General features: G+C 33.9%; 19 protein-coding genes. 6 read left to right on the top strand and 13 right to left on the bottom strand.

Going from position 1 to position 15,961, the window contains the following annotated elements; all coding sequences use genetic code 11:
- Positions 1-158: 158 nt before the first annotated feature.
- The 3 genes from MY533_RS21815 to MY533_RS21805 form a co-directional block, all read right to left on the bottom strand.
- Complete coding sequence (locus tag MY533_RS21815) at positions 159-581, bottom strand: exosporium protein C (RefSeq protein WP_248717544.1); 423 nt, start codon at positions 579-581, stop codon at positions 159-161.
- A gap of 213 nt (positions 582-794) precedes the next feature.
- Positions 795-1,136 carry a BRCT domain-containing protein gene (locus tag MY533_RS21810; protein ID WP_248717543.1) on the bottom strand — a complete coding sequence of 114 codons (342 nt, stop codon included), beginning with the start codon at positions 1,134-1,136 and terminating at the stop codon, positions 795-797.
- A gap of 255 nt (positions 1,137-1,391) precedes the next feature.
- Entirely contained in the window at positions 1,392-1,775 is a 384-nt protein-coding gene (locus tag MY533_RS21805) for a VOC family protein (RefSeq protein WP_371873278.1), read from the bottom strand.
- Between the two features lie 271 nt (positions 1,776-2,046).
- Here MY533_RS21805 and MY533_RS21800 point away from each other — a divergent pair, with 271 nt between their 5' ends.
- Entirely contained in the window at positions 2,047-2,316 is a 270-nt protein-coding gene (locus tag MY533_RS21800) for a hypothetical protein (protein WP_132362547.1), read from the top strand.
- 479 nt (positions 2,317-2,795) lie between these two features.
- Here MY533_RS21800 and MY533_RS21795 read toward each other — a convergent pair whose 3' ends face one another.
- The gene (locus MY533_RS21795) at positions 2,796-3,287 is read right to left on the bottom strand and encodes a hypothetical protein (RefSeq protein ID WP_132362549.1); all 492 of its coding nucleotides are present in this window, start codon (positions 3,285-3,287) and stop codon (positions 2,796-2,798) included.
- Between the two features lie 206 nt (positions 3,288-3,493).
- On the opposite strand from MY533_RS21795, the gene MY533_RS21790 reads away from it, so the two are divergent.
- The 4 genes from MY533_RS21790 (at position 3,494) to MY533_RS21775 (ending at position 6,907) form a co-directional block, all read left to right on the top strand.
- The gene (locus tag MY533_RS21790; protein ID WP_248717541.1) at positions 3,494-3,646 is read left to right on the top strand and encodes a hypothetical protein; all 153 of its coding nucleotides are present in this window, start codon (positions 3,494-3,496) and stop codon (positions 3,644-3,646) included.
- 180 nt (positions 3,647-3,826) lie between these two features.
- Positions 3,827-4,030 carry a hypothetical protein gene (locus MY533_RS21785; protein ID WP_248717540.1) on the top strand — a complete coding sequence of 68 codons (204 nt, stop codon included), beginning with the start codon at positions 3,827-3,829 and terminating at the stop codon, positions 4,028-4,030.
- 163 nt (positions 4,031-4,193) lie between these two features.
- On the top strand, positions 4,194-4,961 hold the full coding sequence (locus MY533_RS21780; RefSeq protein WP_248717539.1) for a nucleotidyltransferase domain-containing protein: 768 nt from the start codon (positions 4,194-4,196) through the stop codon (positions 4,959-4,961).
- Positions 4,962-5,425: 464 nt separating this feature from the next.
- The gene (locus tag MY533_RS21775) at positions 5,426-6,907 is read left to right on the top strand and encodes a malate:quinone oxidoreductase (RefSeq protein ID WP_248717538.1); all 1,482 of its coding nucleotides are present in this window, start codon (positions 5,426-5,428) and stop codon (positions 6,905-6,907) included.
- Positions 6,908-7,269: 362 nt separating this feature from the next.
- Here the strand turns inward: MY533_RS21775 and MY533_RS21770 are convergent, their stop codons facing one another.
- The 9 genes from MY533_RS21770 to MY533_RS21730 form a co-directional block, all read right to left on the bottom strand.
- Positions 7,270-7,551, bottom strand: coding sequence for a hypothetical protein (locus MY533_RS21770; RefSeq protein ID WP_248717537.1), 282 nt, complete (start codon positions 7,549-7,551; stop codon positions 7,270-7,272).
- Positions 7,548-8,204 (bottom strand): hypothetical protein, encoded by a 657-nt coding sequence (locus tag MY533_RS21765; protein WP_248717536.1) that lies wholly within the window; start codon positions 8,202-8,204, stop codon positions 7,548-7,550. The genes MY533_RS21770 and MY533_RS21765 overlap by 4 nt, the downstream gene beginning before the upstream one ends.
- A gap of 163 nt (positions 8,205-8,367) precedes the next feature.
- Positions 8,368-8,781, bottom strand: coding sequence for a MarR family winged helix-turn-helix transcriptional regulator (locus MY533_RS21760; protein ID WP_248717535.1), 414 nt, complete (start codon positions 8,779-8,781; stop codon positions 8,368-8,370).
- Positions 8,782-8,914: 133 nt separating this feature from the next.
- The gene (locus tag MY533_RS21755; RefSeq protein ID WP_248717534.1) at positions 8,915-9,946 is read right to left on the bottom strand and encodes an alpha/beta fold hydrolase; all 1,032 of its coding nucleotides are present in this window, start codon (positions 9,944-9,946) and stop codon (positions 8,915-8,917) included.
- 38 nt (positions 9,947-9,984) lie between these two features.
- Positions 9,985-10,644: a hypothetical protein gene (locus tag MY533_RS21750; protein ID WP_248717533.1), complete on the bottom strand. Its 660-nt coding sequence runs from the start codon at positions 10,642-10,644 to the stop codon at positions 9,985-9,987.
- Between the two features lie 3 nt (positions 10,645-10,647).
- A complete protein-coding gene (locus MY533_RS21745; protein WP_248717532.1) occupies positions 10,648-11,055 on the bottom strand; it encodes a permease prefix domain 1-containing protein in 408 nt (135 codons plus the stop codon).
- Positions 11,052-11,381 carry a PadR family transcriptional regulator gene (locus tag MY533_RS21740; protein ID WP_053482886.1) on the bottom strand — a complete coding sequence of 110 codons (330 nt, stop codon included), beginning with the start codon at positions 11,379-11,381 and terminating at the stop codon, positions 11,052-11,054. Before MY533_RS21740 ends, MY533_RS21745 begins: the two co-directional genes overlap by 4 nt.
- Positions 11,382-11,577: 196 nt before the next feature.
- A complete protein-coding gene (locus MY533_RS21735) occupies positions 11,578-12,768 on the bottom strand; it encodes a M14 family metallopeptidase (RefSeq protein ID WP_248717531.1) in 1,191 nt (396 codons plus the stop codon).
- A gap of 576 nt (positions 12,769-13,344) precedes the next feature.
- Positions 13,345-14,346 (bottom strand): HAAS signaling domain-containing protein, encoded by a 1,002-nt coding sequence (locus MY533_RS21730; RefSeq protein WP_248717530.1) that lies wholly within the window; start codon positions 14,344-14,346, stop codon positions 13,345-13,347.
- A gap of 376 nt (positions 14,347-14,722) precedes the next feature.
- Between MY533_RS21730 and eis the strand changes: the two genes are divergently transcribed.
- Positions 14,723-15,958 (top strand): GNAT family N-acetyltransferase, encoded by a 1,236-nt coding sequence (eis, locus tag MY533_RS21725; RefSeq protein ID WP_248717529.1) that lies wholly within the window; start codon positions 14,723-14,725, stop codon positions 15,956-15,958.
- The last annotated feature ends 3 nt before the right edge of the window (positions 15,959-15,961 follow it).

The following is a 15,961-nucleotide window of genomic DNA, read 5'->3' as shown; positions in this document are numbered from 1 at the left end:
AGTTAAATTTTAATAACTTCTGTACAGCTTATTATTTTAATTAATATGCCTTAAAGCATTCGTCCCACTCTATGAACACTCTAAAAAAATTGATCATGTATGCCTTAAATTTGCATGGGCATAAACATAATCAAGAGGCATAGTAAGAACTATTATCGTTAACTTTTTATAGCTAGGCCACTAAAAGAAATCGGTCCAACAATGTTTGCTTGTGCGTTGGGTGTAATATTCTCAGCAAAAACCTGATAGAAGTTAGCGCCAGCTATCAAATTGGAATCAATAGCTTGGAAGGTAAAGATGTAATTTTGTTCTGAATCAGCTGATTCTACCCCATCTTGCGTATTATAGATCTCTTTTCCGTTACGGAAGACTCTAAATACAATTTGGGAAATATCAGTAACTCCAGCCACGCCGATGCTTGCAAGTAGTTCAACATTATTGTTTCTTGAAGCGGTGCCTGGGATGTTTATTTGAATCGAAGCTAAAAGAATTTTAAATGGTGCCTGCGGAATTGGAAAAGCAGTTTCTGGGTTAAACGTACTTAGAGGTTCAGTTGCTTGGTAATCAAGAATTTGTACCATTTAATCACCTCCTTTTGCTAGGATACTATAAGATATGTTCTATATTAGAGTTGGATTGTGTAGTAAACTAAGCCGTGTTATTTTCTAGTTTTGAATGGAATTATGAGCTTTCAAATTAAAATCATTTTTAGTTTGAAGTAATAAAATAGGTGAAAAGGTATGTAAACTTAGCTGTTTTGCATACCTTTTAAGATGAGATGGAATAAAGAATAGTTAAATTGGAGGCAGCTCTTCTTTTTGCATTGAAATGAGCCACATAAAATCATCTTCAATAATAATTTGAAGATCTTGACCGAGGCTAATTAATTTCTCCGCTTTTAATTGTTTCGTACTTATACCGCGACGTTTGTCCCCGAGAATAACGAAGTCTGTATCTTGTGTCACAGTCCCTTGCATAATCCCTCCACAAGATCGTACTCTTTTCGCAGCTTCTGAACGTGTCATCGTGGAAAGGGCCCCTGTAAAAACGATTTGTTTATTATAAAACGGATGCATCAAGCACTCGGATGGATCAGAAAGTAAGATGATTTCTGTGTTGTCCTTATTGTTGTTCATGTTGGTTCTCCTTGATGATTTCAACCTAAATGATAGGTGAGCTTGATTATAATTTGAATAATGACAGGAATAGTACTCTACATCAAAACTAGTCATGGAGAATCGTATCATAAGTCAAGATGATTGGCAGATGTAATTGATACACGATAGAGGAATTGTTACTTAAAGTACCATATCGGAAAAAGTGCAATTTACACTTGCGTATTAAAAGAATTATTAAAGGAGACCGCGTATTTTTGACGGTCTCCTTTCTTCTTAAACTTGCACTTCACTCATGAATGCATGAGTATTATCTTCTGTATCTTTAAAAAATACCATCCATGTTTCTGTTTGTCCCATTTTTGCTACTACATGTGGTTCGTCGATAAACGTAACATTTTTATTAACTAAATCCTCATATGTCATGCTCAAATTTTCAACTTGAAAATAAATAATTGAACTTGAATAAATAAATTCGTCTTTTTCTGGCAAGGTTAACAAAAGACGTAATCCATTACATTCAAAGAATGCCATGCTGTCAGTATTAAATAAAAGTGAAAGCCCTAGTTTTTCTTTATAAAAATATATAGCTCGATCTAACTCTTTAACTGGGATTCCGATTTGTCCGACGCTTTGAATCCTCTTTATTTCCAATGACATTATCCCCTTTCAAATATGAATTTATCTTAAGAAAATACTATTAAATTTAGTATATCTTATCCAAAATCAACTGCCATTGAAAAGTATTTATAGAAAAAGAAACTTTACTATCTTCATTGTGATTATCAATTTAAAAGTACACTAAGAAATGGGGGAGTATTCATTAGATTACATAGATATTCATTAGCTTTTCCATACATATTTTCTGCACATTTTCCAATACTATATCTAAATTATTTATATTAAATTGGCAAGAAGGGAAGAGGAAAAATTGGCTAAGCACTCAGATATGAGCTGGAAACAGGATCATCCAAGCACTTTGTTTGGGAACTCTGTCCAAAAGGCAGAGCGTTTGTTGAAGCATGCAAAGTCACATCCGGAGGAAATAGCGATTGAGCATGCTTTCAATCAAATCGAACATGCAGAAAATGCATTCATGAATGCACAGCAATTTGGTGAGCATTTGGATACAGTTCAGCAAAATAAAGAATACTTAGAGCAAATCAAGCAGCAATTACACGAAATGCAAGGCAAGCAGTAGACAGAGGATAAAAAAATAAACAATTAAGCGGCTTAGCCTAAAAGGACTTGAGCCGCTTAATTGTATTCCTTTTGCTTGTAGTAACTTTACATTTTAATCGATGTTGGGCAGAAAAAGGATACATAACGTTTTCTTTTCCGATGGATCCTGGGTTGTGATCCAACGAATTGGAATACACACACTCCAAAAATTGGGTGATTGATATCTTTCCTGGGAAATATTTTTAGTGTTTTTTATTTAGTTTTTGTATCATTACTAAGTAAAAATGTATGCCATATAAGTTGATTGGAGTGGAGGCTGGCGACTCCTTGGGGATTAGCAATATAGATGAACGAAGGCTAAAACCATCACATCCTGTAACGCTTTCATGACCAACCTCGTGTTGGCCCGAGACCCTGGAGCGAGCCTCGCAAGGAAGCGGCTCATCGGACGCCCCCAGGAACGGAAATCAACCCCACGTTATGGTGATGAACCTATTCTTAACACCAAACAATTACTGTATACGGTGTAGTTTGTGCAGGAATACTCCTTGTAGTAGGACCGTAAATCACAATTAAGTTTCGATTTGCCGGGCTTTTTGAAAAAGGTTGCCCATTTTTTAGCAAGATAAGTGTATAAGCAGAAAGATTTAGTTGTAATTGACCATCACTACTCACTAATTGATTATTAAAAAAGTCGACTTTGACATTTTGAAAGCTGTTTTCCTTTACGACGACGAGGGCTCGATATTGAGGTGGATATATTAAAGGAACAGGTGCATTCCCATCATAATATCCAGTAATCAGATCACCGATTGTTACAATTTCTTGGTTTACAAAATAAGTAGAAGGTGAGACGACAAAATTGATAATGCCCTGAGTACTATCTTCTACCGTCATAAGCTTATAACAGCCTTCCTTTTCCCCATTTTGCCCGATCGGAAAATCATCAATTTGAGTAACGACCCCACGAAATGATTTAAAGTTTACCATTGCTATTCCTTTCTTTATTAAAATCAAAAATTGGTGAAATTAGCTAAAAGAAAACCGACTTTATAAATAAGCAGCGTCATTTTAATTTATGTAACATCCCCAATTTGGGTGACAGAATGATTTATGATTAAAAGGTTAGGTTTCTATATTACATGAATCAATATATACTTAATTTACAAACTATAAATTAAGAGGAGGGGAGATTATTGAAGTGGATTTCTAAAAATAAGAAGCCCCTTTTACTACTCATCATTATTATTATTTTCATTGCTGGTATACTCGATATCAAATATGAAGGATTATTCTTTCAACTATTACCAGGATCTATTCAAAACTATTTAGCTGATATTTTTAAATAAGTAGGATTAGGAGAAAGAGACTGCTATTCATAGTTGAAATTGGTTTTATGACTTAATTAGTAATTAGTTCTAGAAGAATGATGACTGCTCTTCTGATTTGAATCTGTTGACATGGAGAATTGAAATCATTATGCAATTCGTAAACTAAAGCAATGTGGTTTTTCACTTCAAGAAATTAAAATGCTTTTTGAATGGTCGCAAAATACGGATGAAAATGATGAATTGACAGAGGCGGAAATCCAAAACGTTCAACAGCTGAAAATATTATTTCAAAATAAGTATAAGCAGATGATTCAAAGAGAAAATGAGATTAAACAAATAAAGCAAATCTTGCTACGTGCTAATCATAAAATCGAGCAGCTGCTAGAAAAAAATAAAGGTTAGATGTGTTCTAATTAGAATAACAACATCATTAAAAAGATAATATTTCATAATTTAACACAGCTAATAGGCTGTGTTTTTTTTATAAAAAGTAAAAGGTTTTCTTCAATAAATCTTGAATATATTGTGGTATTCCAAAGTCTGATTTTTAAGAAGGGTGATGTTTATGGAAGAGTGGAAAATGGCACTTGAAGAGTTTTTAAAAGATTGGAAGAATCGAAATGATGTTGTAGGGGCACTCGTATGTGGGAGCTATATAACGGGAGATCCTTCAAAGCGTTCTGATATAGATGTACATATTATTCTATCTGAAGATGTTGATTGGCGAGAGCGAGGGAATAGGGTTATGAATGGTTTTCTTATAGAATATTTCGCTAATCCACCAAAACAAATTCGCAAATACTTTCAACAAGATTTTCAAAACCAAAGAACAATGTCCATGGTTCAATTTATTACAGGAAAGATTTTATTTGATAACACGGGCATACTTAATGAATTAAAAATCGAAGCAGAACATTGGCTAAACAAAGATTATGAAGACCTAAATAAAACAGTTTTAGAAATAAAAAAATATTCACTCTGGGATTCACTAGATAATTTAAAGGATTGTTTTGAACAACAAAGAGTAGATTTCCCCTTTGTATATTTTAATTCATTAGCTAATTTATTTTCTGAGTACTGTCAGTTTCTAAGATTAGAAAGCATTCCATACTATCAAGTACATTCTTATCTTATAGAGCCAACATATATTAAAAAATATTTAAAAAATGTTTTTCCTGATTCAATATTTACAGAAATGTTTTTAAAAGCATTATTAGAAGTGGACAAACAAAAGATGGTGGAGGCATATGAACTGTTAGTAAACCATGTATTTCATCAGATGGGTGGTTTCAAAATAGACGGCTGGAAAATAAAAAGCACTGTCGAAAAATAGGATGAGATTTGATTTTTTGGTTAGAATAAAAAAGAAATAACACTAGTAAATATTAAGAATATTCGTTATATTTTTATATGTAGTGGAGCTGGTGCAAAAACAAGACTGGTTCCATATTTTTATGTTATTATATAGATATAATATTAAAAGATCCGCATTATTATATGAAAACGCTAGCCAAATTTAGGTCAATTATTCCATAAAACTTAAATGAAGGTTGGGTTTCTTTGTGGTGGAATAGGAGGTTTTTCTCTTGATTTATTAAGGGGAAGGCTCGAAAAAAGCACATAACTCTCATATAGATAGTTGATATTTTAATCTTTATGTAATTATGATACACTGCAATAAGGTAATAATTGATACAGAAAAGGTGTACGCCTAGGTTACTCCAGGGCTTACTGAGATATTTAAGCAGGAGAGCTATACATCCTTTCTGCAAATCTTAATATATAAGGAAGGTAAAAATGAGTAACAGACAAATTAAATCAGATGTTATCTTAATTGGTGCCGGAATCATGAGTGCGACTTTGGGGACAATGCTCAAAGAATTAGCACCAGATTGGAAAATTACAGTGTTTGAGTCGCTCGATAAAGCTGGTGAAGAAAGTTCTCACGAATTAAATAATGCGGGAACTGGACATGCTGCACTTTGTGAGCTTAACTACACTTCAGAGAAAAAAGACGGATCAATCGATATTAGCAAAGCGATTAACGTTAATGAACAATTCCATGTTTCAAGACAGTTTTGGTCTTATCTAGTGAACAATAAACTGATCAATAATCCACAAGACTTTATTATGCCTTTACCTCATATGAGTTTAGTACAAGGCAAAGACAATGTAGAGTTTCTAAAAAAACGTCATGAAACGATGACAAAAAATCCTTTATTCCAAGGTATGGAATTTTCTGATGACCCAGAAAAACTAAAGGAATGGATTCCTCTTATTATGCAAAATCGTCCAGCAGATGAAGCTATTGCTGCGACAAAAATTGATACTGGTACAGACGTTAACTTTGGTGCATTAACACGTATGTTATTCGACCACCTAAAAAATAAAGACGTTGACATCAACTATAACCATAGTGTTGAAAGCATGAAACGTACTAGCGATGGTTCATGGGAAGTACGAGTGCACGACAAAAAAGGCTGTAAGATGGAATACCATACAGCAAAATTTGTTTTCCTTGGAGCTGGTGGAGGAAGCCTAGAATTACTACAAAAATCAGGTATTCCTGAAGGAAAACATATCGGTGGATTCCCAATCAGTGGATTATTCCTAGTATGTAAAAACCAAGAAGTTGCTGAGCAACATCATGCGAAAGTATACGGAAAAGCTAAAGTTGGTGCTCCACCAATGTCTGTTCCGCATCTGGATACACGCTATATTGATAACAAAAAATCATTACTATTTGGACCGTTTGCAGGTTTCTCACCTAAGTTCTTAAAAACAGGTTCAAATATGGATTTATTTGCTTCTGTAAAACCGCATAATATTACAACGTTATTAGCGGCAGGGGTTAAAGAAATGGGCTTAACAAAATATTTAATCCAACAACTTATGTTATCTAAAGAACAACGTATGGAAGAGCTACGTGATTTCATCCCGAATGCTAAGAGCGATGATTGGGATATTATTGTAGCTGGTCAACGTGTACAAGTTATTAAAGATACAGAAGCTGGTGGTAAAGGAACACTTCAATTTGGTACAGAAGTTGTAAGTGCTTCTGATGGCTCAATCGCTGCATTACTTGGAGCTTCTCCAGGTGCTTCTACTGCTGTTCACGTTATGCTTGAGGTAATCAATAAATGCTTCCCTCAACATGTTAACGAATGGGAATCGAAAATTAAAGAAATGATCCCATCTTACGGCAAGTCATTAGCAGAAAACCCAGAGCTTCTTAAGGAAATTAATGAATCAACAGACGAAGCGCTTCGTTTAAAATAAAATAGGATGTAGAAACAAAGAATGTAAATGATTTGTTTCTACAAAATACAATAGGACCTTCAATTTTAATTTTGGATTGAAGGTTCTATTTTTTTATTTCAACATCTTTAAGGAAGAGTATTTTGTGAAAAATTAGCCTCTATTAAAACGTAGAGTGATTTCATAGCGTATGCTTTAACGATTCTCATATCCACTTTTGATAACAAGTTGTACCAGGAATATTTAAATATATTATCTAATATATTTAAATAGGCATTAATTAATGACAAAATCGCAATAATTTATGAAACAAATATTTATAAATCAAAATAAATGATTAGAAGCACACCTCTTACTAGCAAATAAAAGGTGTGCTTCTAATTTTAAAATTTAAGCTTGGAATAACAAAATTGGATAGAGCGTTTGATATACATTGAACAAAAGAATAGCAACAAAGAAACCAAGAGTGCTAGCGGAATGCTGAAAACGATTGGAAGCTCTACACCATACCAAATGCTCATTTGTATTTGTTCCAAGCCGAATGTTCGTAAAATGCCGGCTACTATTGATAGTAATGCACTGAAGACCAGCCCTGCATAGAGGATAGATAGTACGAGAAGGGCTAATGAGCAAAAAAAGCCTTGAATGATTTTTATGAATGTCATTCGTTTTCCCTCCGTATAATTTGTTGCACCTTGGCGTTTTTAGCAATCGAATAGCTTTTTGTATAATAAAGTGTTTGTATATGACAATTATCGCCTATTGCTACAATATCTCCGTCAACAATTTCTGCATCTGTATAGGACAGATGTATTTGTTCACCTTTAATACATGTACAATTCAACTTTTTCTTTAGAAAAGAAATAGATAACGTATCTTTTTCTACATGTATCACATCTGCAATAAGCTTTCCAATTTTATTTCCACCAGACATTTTTAAGTGAAAATGTTTAGCCTCTATTTCATTTGCTTTAACAAAACCGACTGCATGAAACTGTTCTACTTGTAAGTTTTGTTCAATGCCCAACTTCCCAGAACTATTCAATTTTGTTACTCGCCCATTGCACATATTTAAGCTCCCCGCACTTTTAACCTCATTAATTTCACAAAAATCTTTTATAGAGCATGATCCCGTATTATTTAAAATCTGTGCTTCAACGAGGGAATGAAAAGAACTATGACCATGAGTGGAGATTTTTTTTACGCGTATTTCCTGATGTAAAGCAACAGATCCACGGATATTTAATTGCTCACAGTCTGCTACTAAGTCTTTAATAGAGCCGTTAGTAAGGGTTACTGTACGTAGTTTTTGAATCAAGGATAACCACCTCATTTTAATTTAATTAATATATATTTTAATCATTAAAATATATATTAATTAAATTATATGTTGCTTTGTTTTGTCAAGAACAAAAAAGTGCTACGAGGGTTTTTTATGGATTTTTTAGGCAATAAAAAAAGGATTTCAATAACATGAAATCCTAAAAAATTTTATTCATTAACTGATTAACTTCACGCAATATGTTTGCCATGTCTATCAGCTTTTCCTGTGGAAACTTTAAAAATAAATCTTGAACCTTTAATTCACCGCTATTAGTTAACGCCATTTTTACAACACGACGATCTTCTTGTTCTCTAATCCGTTCTACAAGTTCTAATTTCTCAAGTTTATCGCACATCGATGTAACGGCTCCTGGTGTCACACTAAAGAACTCAGCAATTTCAGTTGCCTTCATACCATTATTACTCTTTAGTTGAAGTAGGAGGATCAGTTGGTTTTGCGACAATGTTTCTCCCTCGGATAAGAGATTTACAAACTTTTTTGATTTCTGTTGTATTTCAAGCATTTCTCTCATAATCGTTTCCACATTGTGCAATTGTTCTTTTTTTGACATAGTATCACAGCCCGTTAAAATATTTAATAACTAAATTATATAGTAAATAAATAATGTGAGCTACAGCAATCGTTGCTAATGACTATATCGATAACTTTGATTGCTGTTGATTATGAAATTAATACAAGTGCATTTATTTTATAAACGTATCGACCATCCACTCGTGAAATTTTTCCTTCTCTTCAAACTGTGGATAATGAGCTGATTGTTCAAAGGCAATAAATTCTTTTTTATCGGCTTCCATCATATCAAAGTATTTTTTTGCTGCGTTAGATGAAGTTTGATAATCATATTTCCCCATAACAAAATAGCATGGTAATTCAAGTTTTTTTACTTTAGTAGATATAGGGTTATTCATTGATTCCTCTAACAGAGTTTTTTGAGAATAGGATAGCCCATAGTTGTAACGAATCACATCTAATAAGTTATACTCACGACTGAATAACATATTTATGATATTTCCATCAGGGATATCAATAAGCCTGGAAGCTCCACCATATTTTGCAATGTACTCTCGTGGTGTATACATCTCACCATTTTCAACTTGTTTCGTTAACCCTTGTAAATATAGAACATCCTCTGTATTACCATCGTGTTCAGCTTGCTGAATAACGTAATTCAAACCGTCAATCTCGCTTTCTACTGTATCACTCATCTGTCCAATTCCAACATAGGCTGTAAATTTTTCTGGAGCTTTAGAGGCAGCTTGCGTTGCAATATACGTACCATAAGAATGGCCAATTAATATTACTTTTTCTTTGCCAAGACGATCTGCTATATAATCCGTCAAAGCCAATAAATCATCTACAAGTAAGTCTGATGAAAGATTAGAATAATCCTCAAAAAAATGATATGATTTTCCGCTTGCTCTTTGGTCGTAATTCACGACCGTAAAATTGTTTTCCAATAAGTTTTGATACTTACTGGCATATGGTATTTCTGAACATCCAGGTCCTCCATGGACAAAAATAATAACGGGATTACCCTTATCTTTGCCACGTATCATAACTTCATGATTACTGCCATTTATCTTTACTTGCTCTAATGCACTTACACTGTTATGACCTTTAATATGGGAGGTCCATGTAGGGAATAAAAGCGCTGTTATGAATAATACGATAGTAATTATTACAGTGTATTTTATAAATTTCATTATCTTTTTCATCTACTTCCCCTTGCGAACATGAAATATAATCGGAATTTTTAGACTCTTTTAGGGAGAGTTGTTGAATTGTATATTTTTCTTTTATAAACATAAAAGTACATGCTAAGGGGCCACCATAGAACGATAAAGATTGGATAAATCGCCCATATTACGCCTGGTGAAGAGACAATATTTACTGTAATAAAAAAGATACTGATAAGAATTGTAGCGGTAACAGAGAAGGCTACAAACGTTTTTCTTTGTGCGTGGTATAAAGCTAAAGGCCACCAAATGACTAAAAATGATGGATAGATTGCCCAAGGGTATGGATGCGATAAAATAATATTTAATAAGGAGTAATAAATAATGGTACTTGCACAGCCTATTAGTGCAATTTTTAATGTTTTTGCTTTTTCCTCTAAATACATTAGAATAGGCCACCAGATAATTGGATAAACCGCATATATGAACCATATATAATCTGGTGAGTATAAATAATTTTCAATGATTAGAAAAGCAATGATCATGGCGCTACAAACAAGAGAATATTGTTTATACATTCTTTTAGACATGAAAAATAAAGTTATAGGCCATAGTAAAACTAGAAAGCACGGGTACATAAACCATATCGTCTGAGGTGAAGTTGTATAATTGACGATTCCTAAAAAAATCATTGTCATCAAACTACCAACAATCGAAAAGCTAATAAAGTTCTTCATGTTTTATTCCCTCCATTTCTTACGTGACCAAACAAAGTACATAGTTAATGGCCACCATAGTATTGCGAATATTGGATAGATTGCCCAAATTATATTGGGTGTATAGTAAAGATTAATAAAAATAAAAAATGCAATAATTAAGCCACTACCCCATATAGAGAATTCTAAATTTAATTTAGACATGTTTTTCTTTTCGGGCTCCTTAACACCTAATTCCTTTTTTAAATCCTCAATATCCCCAAACTCCACGATGGCTTTGTTGATGGCATCCTCTTGTTCTTTCCCTTGATCCATTAAATAAAATACTTTTTCTTCAAGGTTTTGAATAATTTCTTGTTTCACCATTTCTGTTTCTTTATTACGAGGAATGTCTTTAAAAAGCTCATCAATATGATTTTTTATCTTTTTCATTCTAAGCCCTCCATAAATAAGTCGATAATTTCTTTTACTTCCGACCACTCTTTTACTAGCTCATTTAAATAAGCTTTACCTAACGGAGTAATACGGTAATACTTTCTTTTGCCTCCGTGTGAAACATCACCATAATAGGCTTCAATAATTTCCTTTTTCTCAAGACGTTGAAAAACTGCGTATAAAGTTGCTTCTTTAATTTGAAATCGATTATTTGTGCGGATACTTATTTCCTGAGAAATTTCATAACCATAACGGTCTTTCTCTAAAATTAACCTTAAAATAATGGAATCCAAGTGTCCGCGGATGATGTCACTTCGAACCATAAGTCACCTACTTAATTTTTATTGCTCTATCTGTTAGAGTAATATTAGCAAACATTACTCTACCTGTCAAAGTAATTTTTCCAAATACGCCCAGATTTTCACCAAGGTGTAATTATTAAAGGTCAAAAAATCCCCTTTTACATCAGAAGTAAAAGGGGATTGGGGATATTTATTTAGCATTGAACGGCTCTTTTTATTACATATACAATGCTGCAAGGAAAATACCTAATGTTTCTTCATAGATGTCGTCGAATTGACTAAGCGGAAGTGGATTTGTACCACTACCTAATTCAACTGTAAAGCCAGGTCTACGCCAATCCTGAATAAACCAATCTTTATAGCCCGCATAACTGCCCGCTGAATGAATAGGCTCGTAGCCACTGACGCGGCTAAACTCATTAACAAGAATTTCTGACTCTGGTGGTTCGAGATTTTTAAAACCCCAATAAATGACTCTGCCTTGTGTATGAAAAGCAAGAACTCTAGCAAAATCGCGTTTCTTTGTTAAGTCAGCCATAGCAATGGCCTCAGGCTCGGACAAAGGGTGTTGCCCGCCAAAATCTCTTGGCCCAGGTATTTTTGGATTTCGCGCACGTTCGAGCTCCCATTCTGCAGGAAATTGATCGTTCAAATCGACCCCATTTATATTAGCCTTCCAACCTGAGAAATCGGTGCTATCGTTATTCATCGTAAGAAGCTTATTTCTTAATACTTCGTCATTAGGTGGCCCTTGTAATACTAAATCAACACCATCGGGATTGACCATCGGAACTATAGATAGGATTGTTTGCTGGTAAAGTGGTAATGGAGATAAACCTCGAATTGTACTTTGATTGGTGAGAGAGAGTAGATAGTCGTTAATAAAAGTTAAAATAATCGAAGTCGTAATCCATTCGTTCGCATGAAAGGAGCCGTTATAATGGACACGCTTTGTTCCGTTCCCGATGAGAAGCTCTGGGATTTCATGTTGTAAAACAGAATGTCCAATAGTAGAGCTTTGTAGAAATGGATAAGCATCGACAAGCTTTTTAATATCATTCATCATAATCGTGTAAGTATAATTTTGTTTCCCATTGACGAGCCTCCATGTAATTCGTTGGGGGATGCGGATTGTCTGTCCAATGTGTAATTGATTTGGATTAAGACCGGGGTTGACAAGCAAGATGGCTCCTAATGGCAGATTTCTGCTTTGGGCTATTTGCCAAAAACTATCTCCTTGTTTTACTTGATAATTGACTGTAACAAACCCTGGAATTCGAATGCGCTGTCCAACCGTTAAAAATTGAGCATTAATATTTCGGTTCGAATCTTTAATTAGTTGAAGAGGTATTTTAAACACTTCACTGAAACGCCAAAGAGAATCCCCTGGTCTTACGTAAATGTCCACAATTATTCTCTCCTTAATTTAAAGTAGTTCAATATAAAATGTATATGAAAAAAATAGGGGACTTATTAACTTTAAATAAGTAGATTTTGTTAAGTATTTGTCGGAAAAGATGTTAATCGGCTTTGTCATATAAGCTACTCCTCCGATACCGCGCGAGCTTGTTTTTATCCCTAGAGCTGTGACGATAATAATATCGTTCATTTTGCTTAATACGTTTACAAGCTTCAATATCGTCGATTTCAGGCCATCATAATCTAAGAAAATCAAATCTACTGAATCTCTTGTAGGATTTGGTGCATCTAACTGTAAATAATCAAAAAGCTCATAGGCAGATGTTAGAGAAACACAGTTATCCTAACCTGCATATTTTCATACTTTCTCTAGATTGACCTAATTGCCACCTACAAGAAGAATGGTCATCATGTCCCTTATTTTGTTTGAAGTAGCGCATGAATGGTATGAACGTTATTATTATACAAAACATTGGAGAATAATGGTATTTTAAGGAGAATTTTAGATTATGAATAAGTAAAGAGCCAACAAGAAAGAGTCAGCTCTCGAAACGTATCGTTCTTTTCAAATCCTAGCTTTTTTAAAGCCATTATAAATATCAAAGGCGTTTGCAATGATGGCAATAGCAATGCTTATGAATAATATTCGGTCTATCGCAAACAAAATCTTAGCAGAGGTCGTGCCCGTAATTGCAGCAATATAAGGTACGGCTGGACTGTGTATAAGATCAGGGTGAATAGCCATAAGGATAAAAACAATGACCCCTGTACATTGAAGAAGTGCATTAGTTACGGCGATTAACATTGTCCATTGACCAGCTTTCAATTTCCATAATGTTAAAGCTACACTTAAAATGATACAACATAAAACGATTGGAGCGAAGGACAGTAAGACATCCTGATTGAATATAGGCATAATAAATTTCAACCCGCCTTTATTGTGAGAAGTATAAATTCCTAACAGGTGATTAGCATTGAAATAGGCAAAGGAGAAAATAGCAATGCCTAAGAAGCTTAAAATATTATCATTAAGTGAAATCGTTTTTTCTTTAGGGATTATTTTAATTTTTGCTAAATTATCCGGTGTCCATTCTTTTTTTATAAGGGGCATTCGAACGTTTTTTCCTTCAGAGCGTTCGATGACAATGAAAGCAACTGTAATCCAGAACAGTACGTAGATGATTACTGAAATAATATGAGAGATAGTGATAGAAATAGTTTTAATAATAGCTGTCAGGAGTGCACCTTCTCCGTTATAGAGCACAATACTTTCTATCATCTGTACAATAATTGTAAGTAAAATTGCCCAAGGAATAACTAATTTTATTGTCCTAATATAAGTGTCAAACACTTCTGGACCAATTATAAATCGTGGCGTTTTTTGATAGCTTGCTGCAACTTCTACAGGATTACCGAGTTTTTTAAGAACTTCCTTTATAGCTGATTCTGAGTAATCTTCAGATAACATATCTTCAATAGTAGATTTTAGTTCTAGACGGGTTTTATCACGCTTATCCTTGCTTATCCTTTTAGTTACTTCATGAATATATGCATCAATCAGAGTCACTCTTTCCGTCTCCCTTCAATAATTCATCCATTCCTTTTTAATTAAGTCATATGTGTGCGCAACACATCGTATTTCCGGCACTTTCTGATGCCCTAATCAACGAGCTAACGACAGTAATGTATTTTAGCTACTACCAACTTGCTTGAGAAGCTGAATAAGGGTGTAGCTATAAAACATTGTAAGCAAAAACAACAAGCACGAAATGTTCCGCCCCATGCTTCCTTTCTGTAAATAGGAGCACACCGAGTCTTATTTGCATGTGGTAATATATGTTATTATCGAGGGTTGGAATTCATGTGAAAAAAATTATGAAAAGAGCGTGCCTTAAAATAATTTAGTGTAGGAGGGGGATGTATATGAAAGTCGTTGAAAAATTATGAAGGAAGAGGATTTTATACATTTTGTTGATATTGTGGTGGATGCTTATCCAGGAAGGATGGGTAGTTTACAACCAACAAAAGAGCAGCTAAAGGCTCTTTTTATGCACAATCAAAACAATGACGTAGCTATTCATTATTATGGGCTATGGGAAGATAACAAACTAATTGGTGGCATGCGACTCCATGATTTTGAAATGAATCTCTTCTCTAAAATGATTCCAATCGGAGGAGTAGGACTAGTTGCAGTTGATTTACTCCGTAAAAAAGAAAAGGTTGCCAAAGAATTAATCGATCATTTTTTTAAAGTTTTTTTAGAGAAAAATGTTCATTTTGTTGCGTTATATCCGTTTAGACCTGACTTTTATAAAAAAATGGGCTTTGGATACGGACCGAAAATGCATCAATATTCAGTGGAACCATCAAGCTTTCCGAAAGGGGCAACCAAAAAACATCTTACTTTTTTAACAGCTCAGGATCAGCATAAATTAGCCGATTGCTATAGAAGAGTTGCATTAAGAAAGCATGGTATGTTTTTAAAAACAGAATCAGAGCTGGCATCAATTTTTAATAACCCTCAAAACTATATTATTGCTGTTGAAAAGGAAGATTCAATACTAGGTTATATGGTATTTTCCTTTAATAAGCAAAGTAAAACGAATTTTTTACTTAATAATCTAGTCATTAAAGAATGGATCTATGAGACACCAGAGGCTCTATTAGAGTTCAGTACATTTTTAAATAGTCAGGTGGATCAAGTGAACCGTATTGAATGGAACACACAGGAAGAAAATATTCACTTCTTTTTAGGAGATATACGTAATGGAACAAATCATTTAATCCCAAGTGTCTATCATGAAAGTGCTGTTTCTGGTGTTGGTTTAATGTATCGCATTATTAATGTTCGCGGTTTTATTGAGGAGCTTACAACACATAATTTTAATGGACAAACATTAACATTTAAGTTAACTGTGAACGATTCGTTATTGGCTGAAAATAATCAGCAAATTGTTATCGAGGCTATTGATGGTAATATAAAAATTTCTAATAGTACTAACTATGATGTAGAAATGGTGATCGATATCGCAGAGCTTTCTTCTCTTATCATAGGAGTTGTGACAGTACAAGAATTATTGATGCTCAGCAAGGTGAAGATTAGTGATGGACAGTACGTACAGTCATTGCATCATTTCTTCTTTGTCCTTGATAAACCAACTTGTATTACAGCATTTTAGGAA

The organism is Lysinibacillus sp. Ag94 (assembly GCF_023242215.1).
In the GTDB taxonomy this organism is placed as follows: Bacteria; Bacillota; Bacilli; order Bacillales_A; family Planococcaceae; genus Lysinibacillus.
The sequence above is the reverse complement of the archived record's forward strand: the minus strand, read 5'-3'. Positions and strand labels throughout refer to the sequence as shown.

Bases quoted from the DNA above. Each gene is read 5' to 3' on its own strand.
- MY533_RS21785 (WP_248717540.1), top strand. From the start codon at position 3,827: ATGCTTTTTGAATGGTCGCAAAATACGGATGAAAATGATGAATTGACA.
- MY533_RS21755 (WP_248717534.1), bottom strand. From the start codon at position 9,946: ATGAAAAAGATAATGAAATTTATAAAATACACTGTAATAATTACTATC.
- MY533_RS21805 (WP_371873278.1), bottom strand. From the start codon at position 1,775: ATGTCATTGGAAATAAAGAGGATTCAAAGCGTCGGACAAATCGGAATC.
- MY533_RS21750 (WP_248717533.1), bottom strand. From the start codon at position 10,644: ATGAAGAACTTTATTAGCTTTTCGATTGTTGGTAGTTTGATGACAATG.
- eis (WP_248717529.1), top strand. From the start codon at position 14,723: ATGAAGGAAGAGGATTTTATACATTTTGTTGATATTGTGGTGGATGCT.
- MY533_RS21760 (WP_248717535.1), bottom strand. From the start codon at position 8,781: ATGTCAAAAAAAGAACAATTGCACAATGTGGAAACGATTATGAGAGAA.
- MY533_RS21740 (WP_053482886.1), bottom strand. From the start codon at position 11,381: ATGGTTCGAAGTGACATCATCCGCGGACACTTGGATTCCATTATTTTA.
- MY533_RS21745 (WP_248717532.1), bottom strand. From the start codon at position 11,055: ATGAAAAAGATAAAAAATCATATTGATGAGCTTTTTAAAGACATTCCT.
- MY533_RS21815 (WP_248717544.1), bottom strand. From the start codon at position 581: ATGGTACAAATTCTTGATTACCAAGCAACTGAACCTCTAAGTACGTTT.
- MY533_RS21770 (WP_248717537.1), bottom strand. From the start codon at position 7,551: ATGACATTCATAAAAATCATTCAAGGCTTTTTTTGCTCATTAGCCCTT.
- MY533_RS21775 (WP_248717538.1), top strand. From the start codon at position 5,426: ATGAGTAACAGACAAATTAAATCAGATGTTATCTTAATTGGTGCCGGA.
- MY533_RS21810 (WP_248717543.1), bottom strand. From the start codon at position 1,136: ATGAACAACAATAAGGACAACACAGAAATCATCTTACTTTCTGATCCA.
- MY533_RS21780 (WP_248717539.1), top strand. From the start codon at position 4,194: ATGGAAGAGTGGAAAATGGCACTTGAAGAGTTTTTAAAAGATTGGAAG.
- MY533_RS21795 (WP_132362549.1), bottom strand. From the start codon at position 3,287: ATGGTAAACTTTAAATCATTTCGTGGGGTCGTTACTCAAATTGATGAT.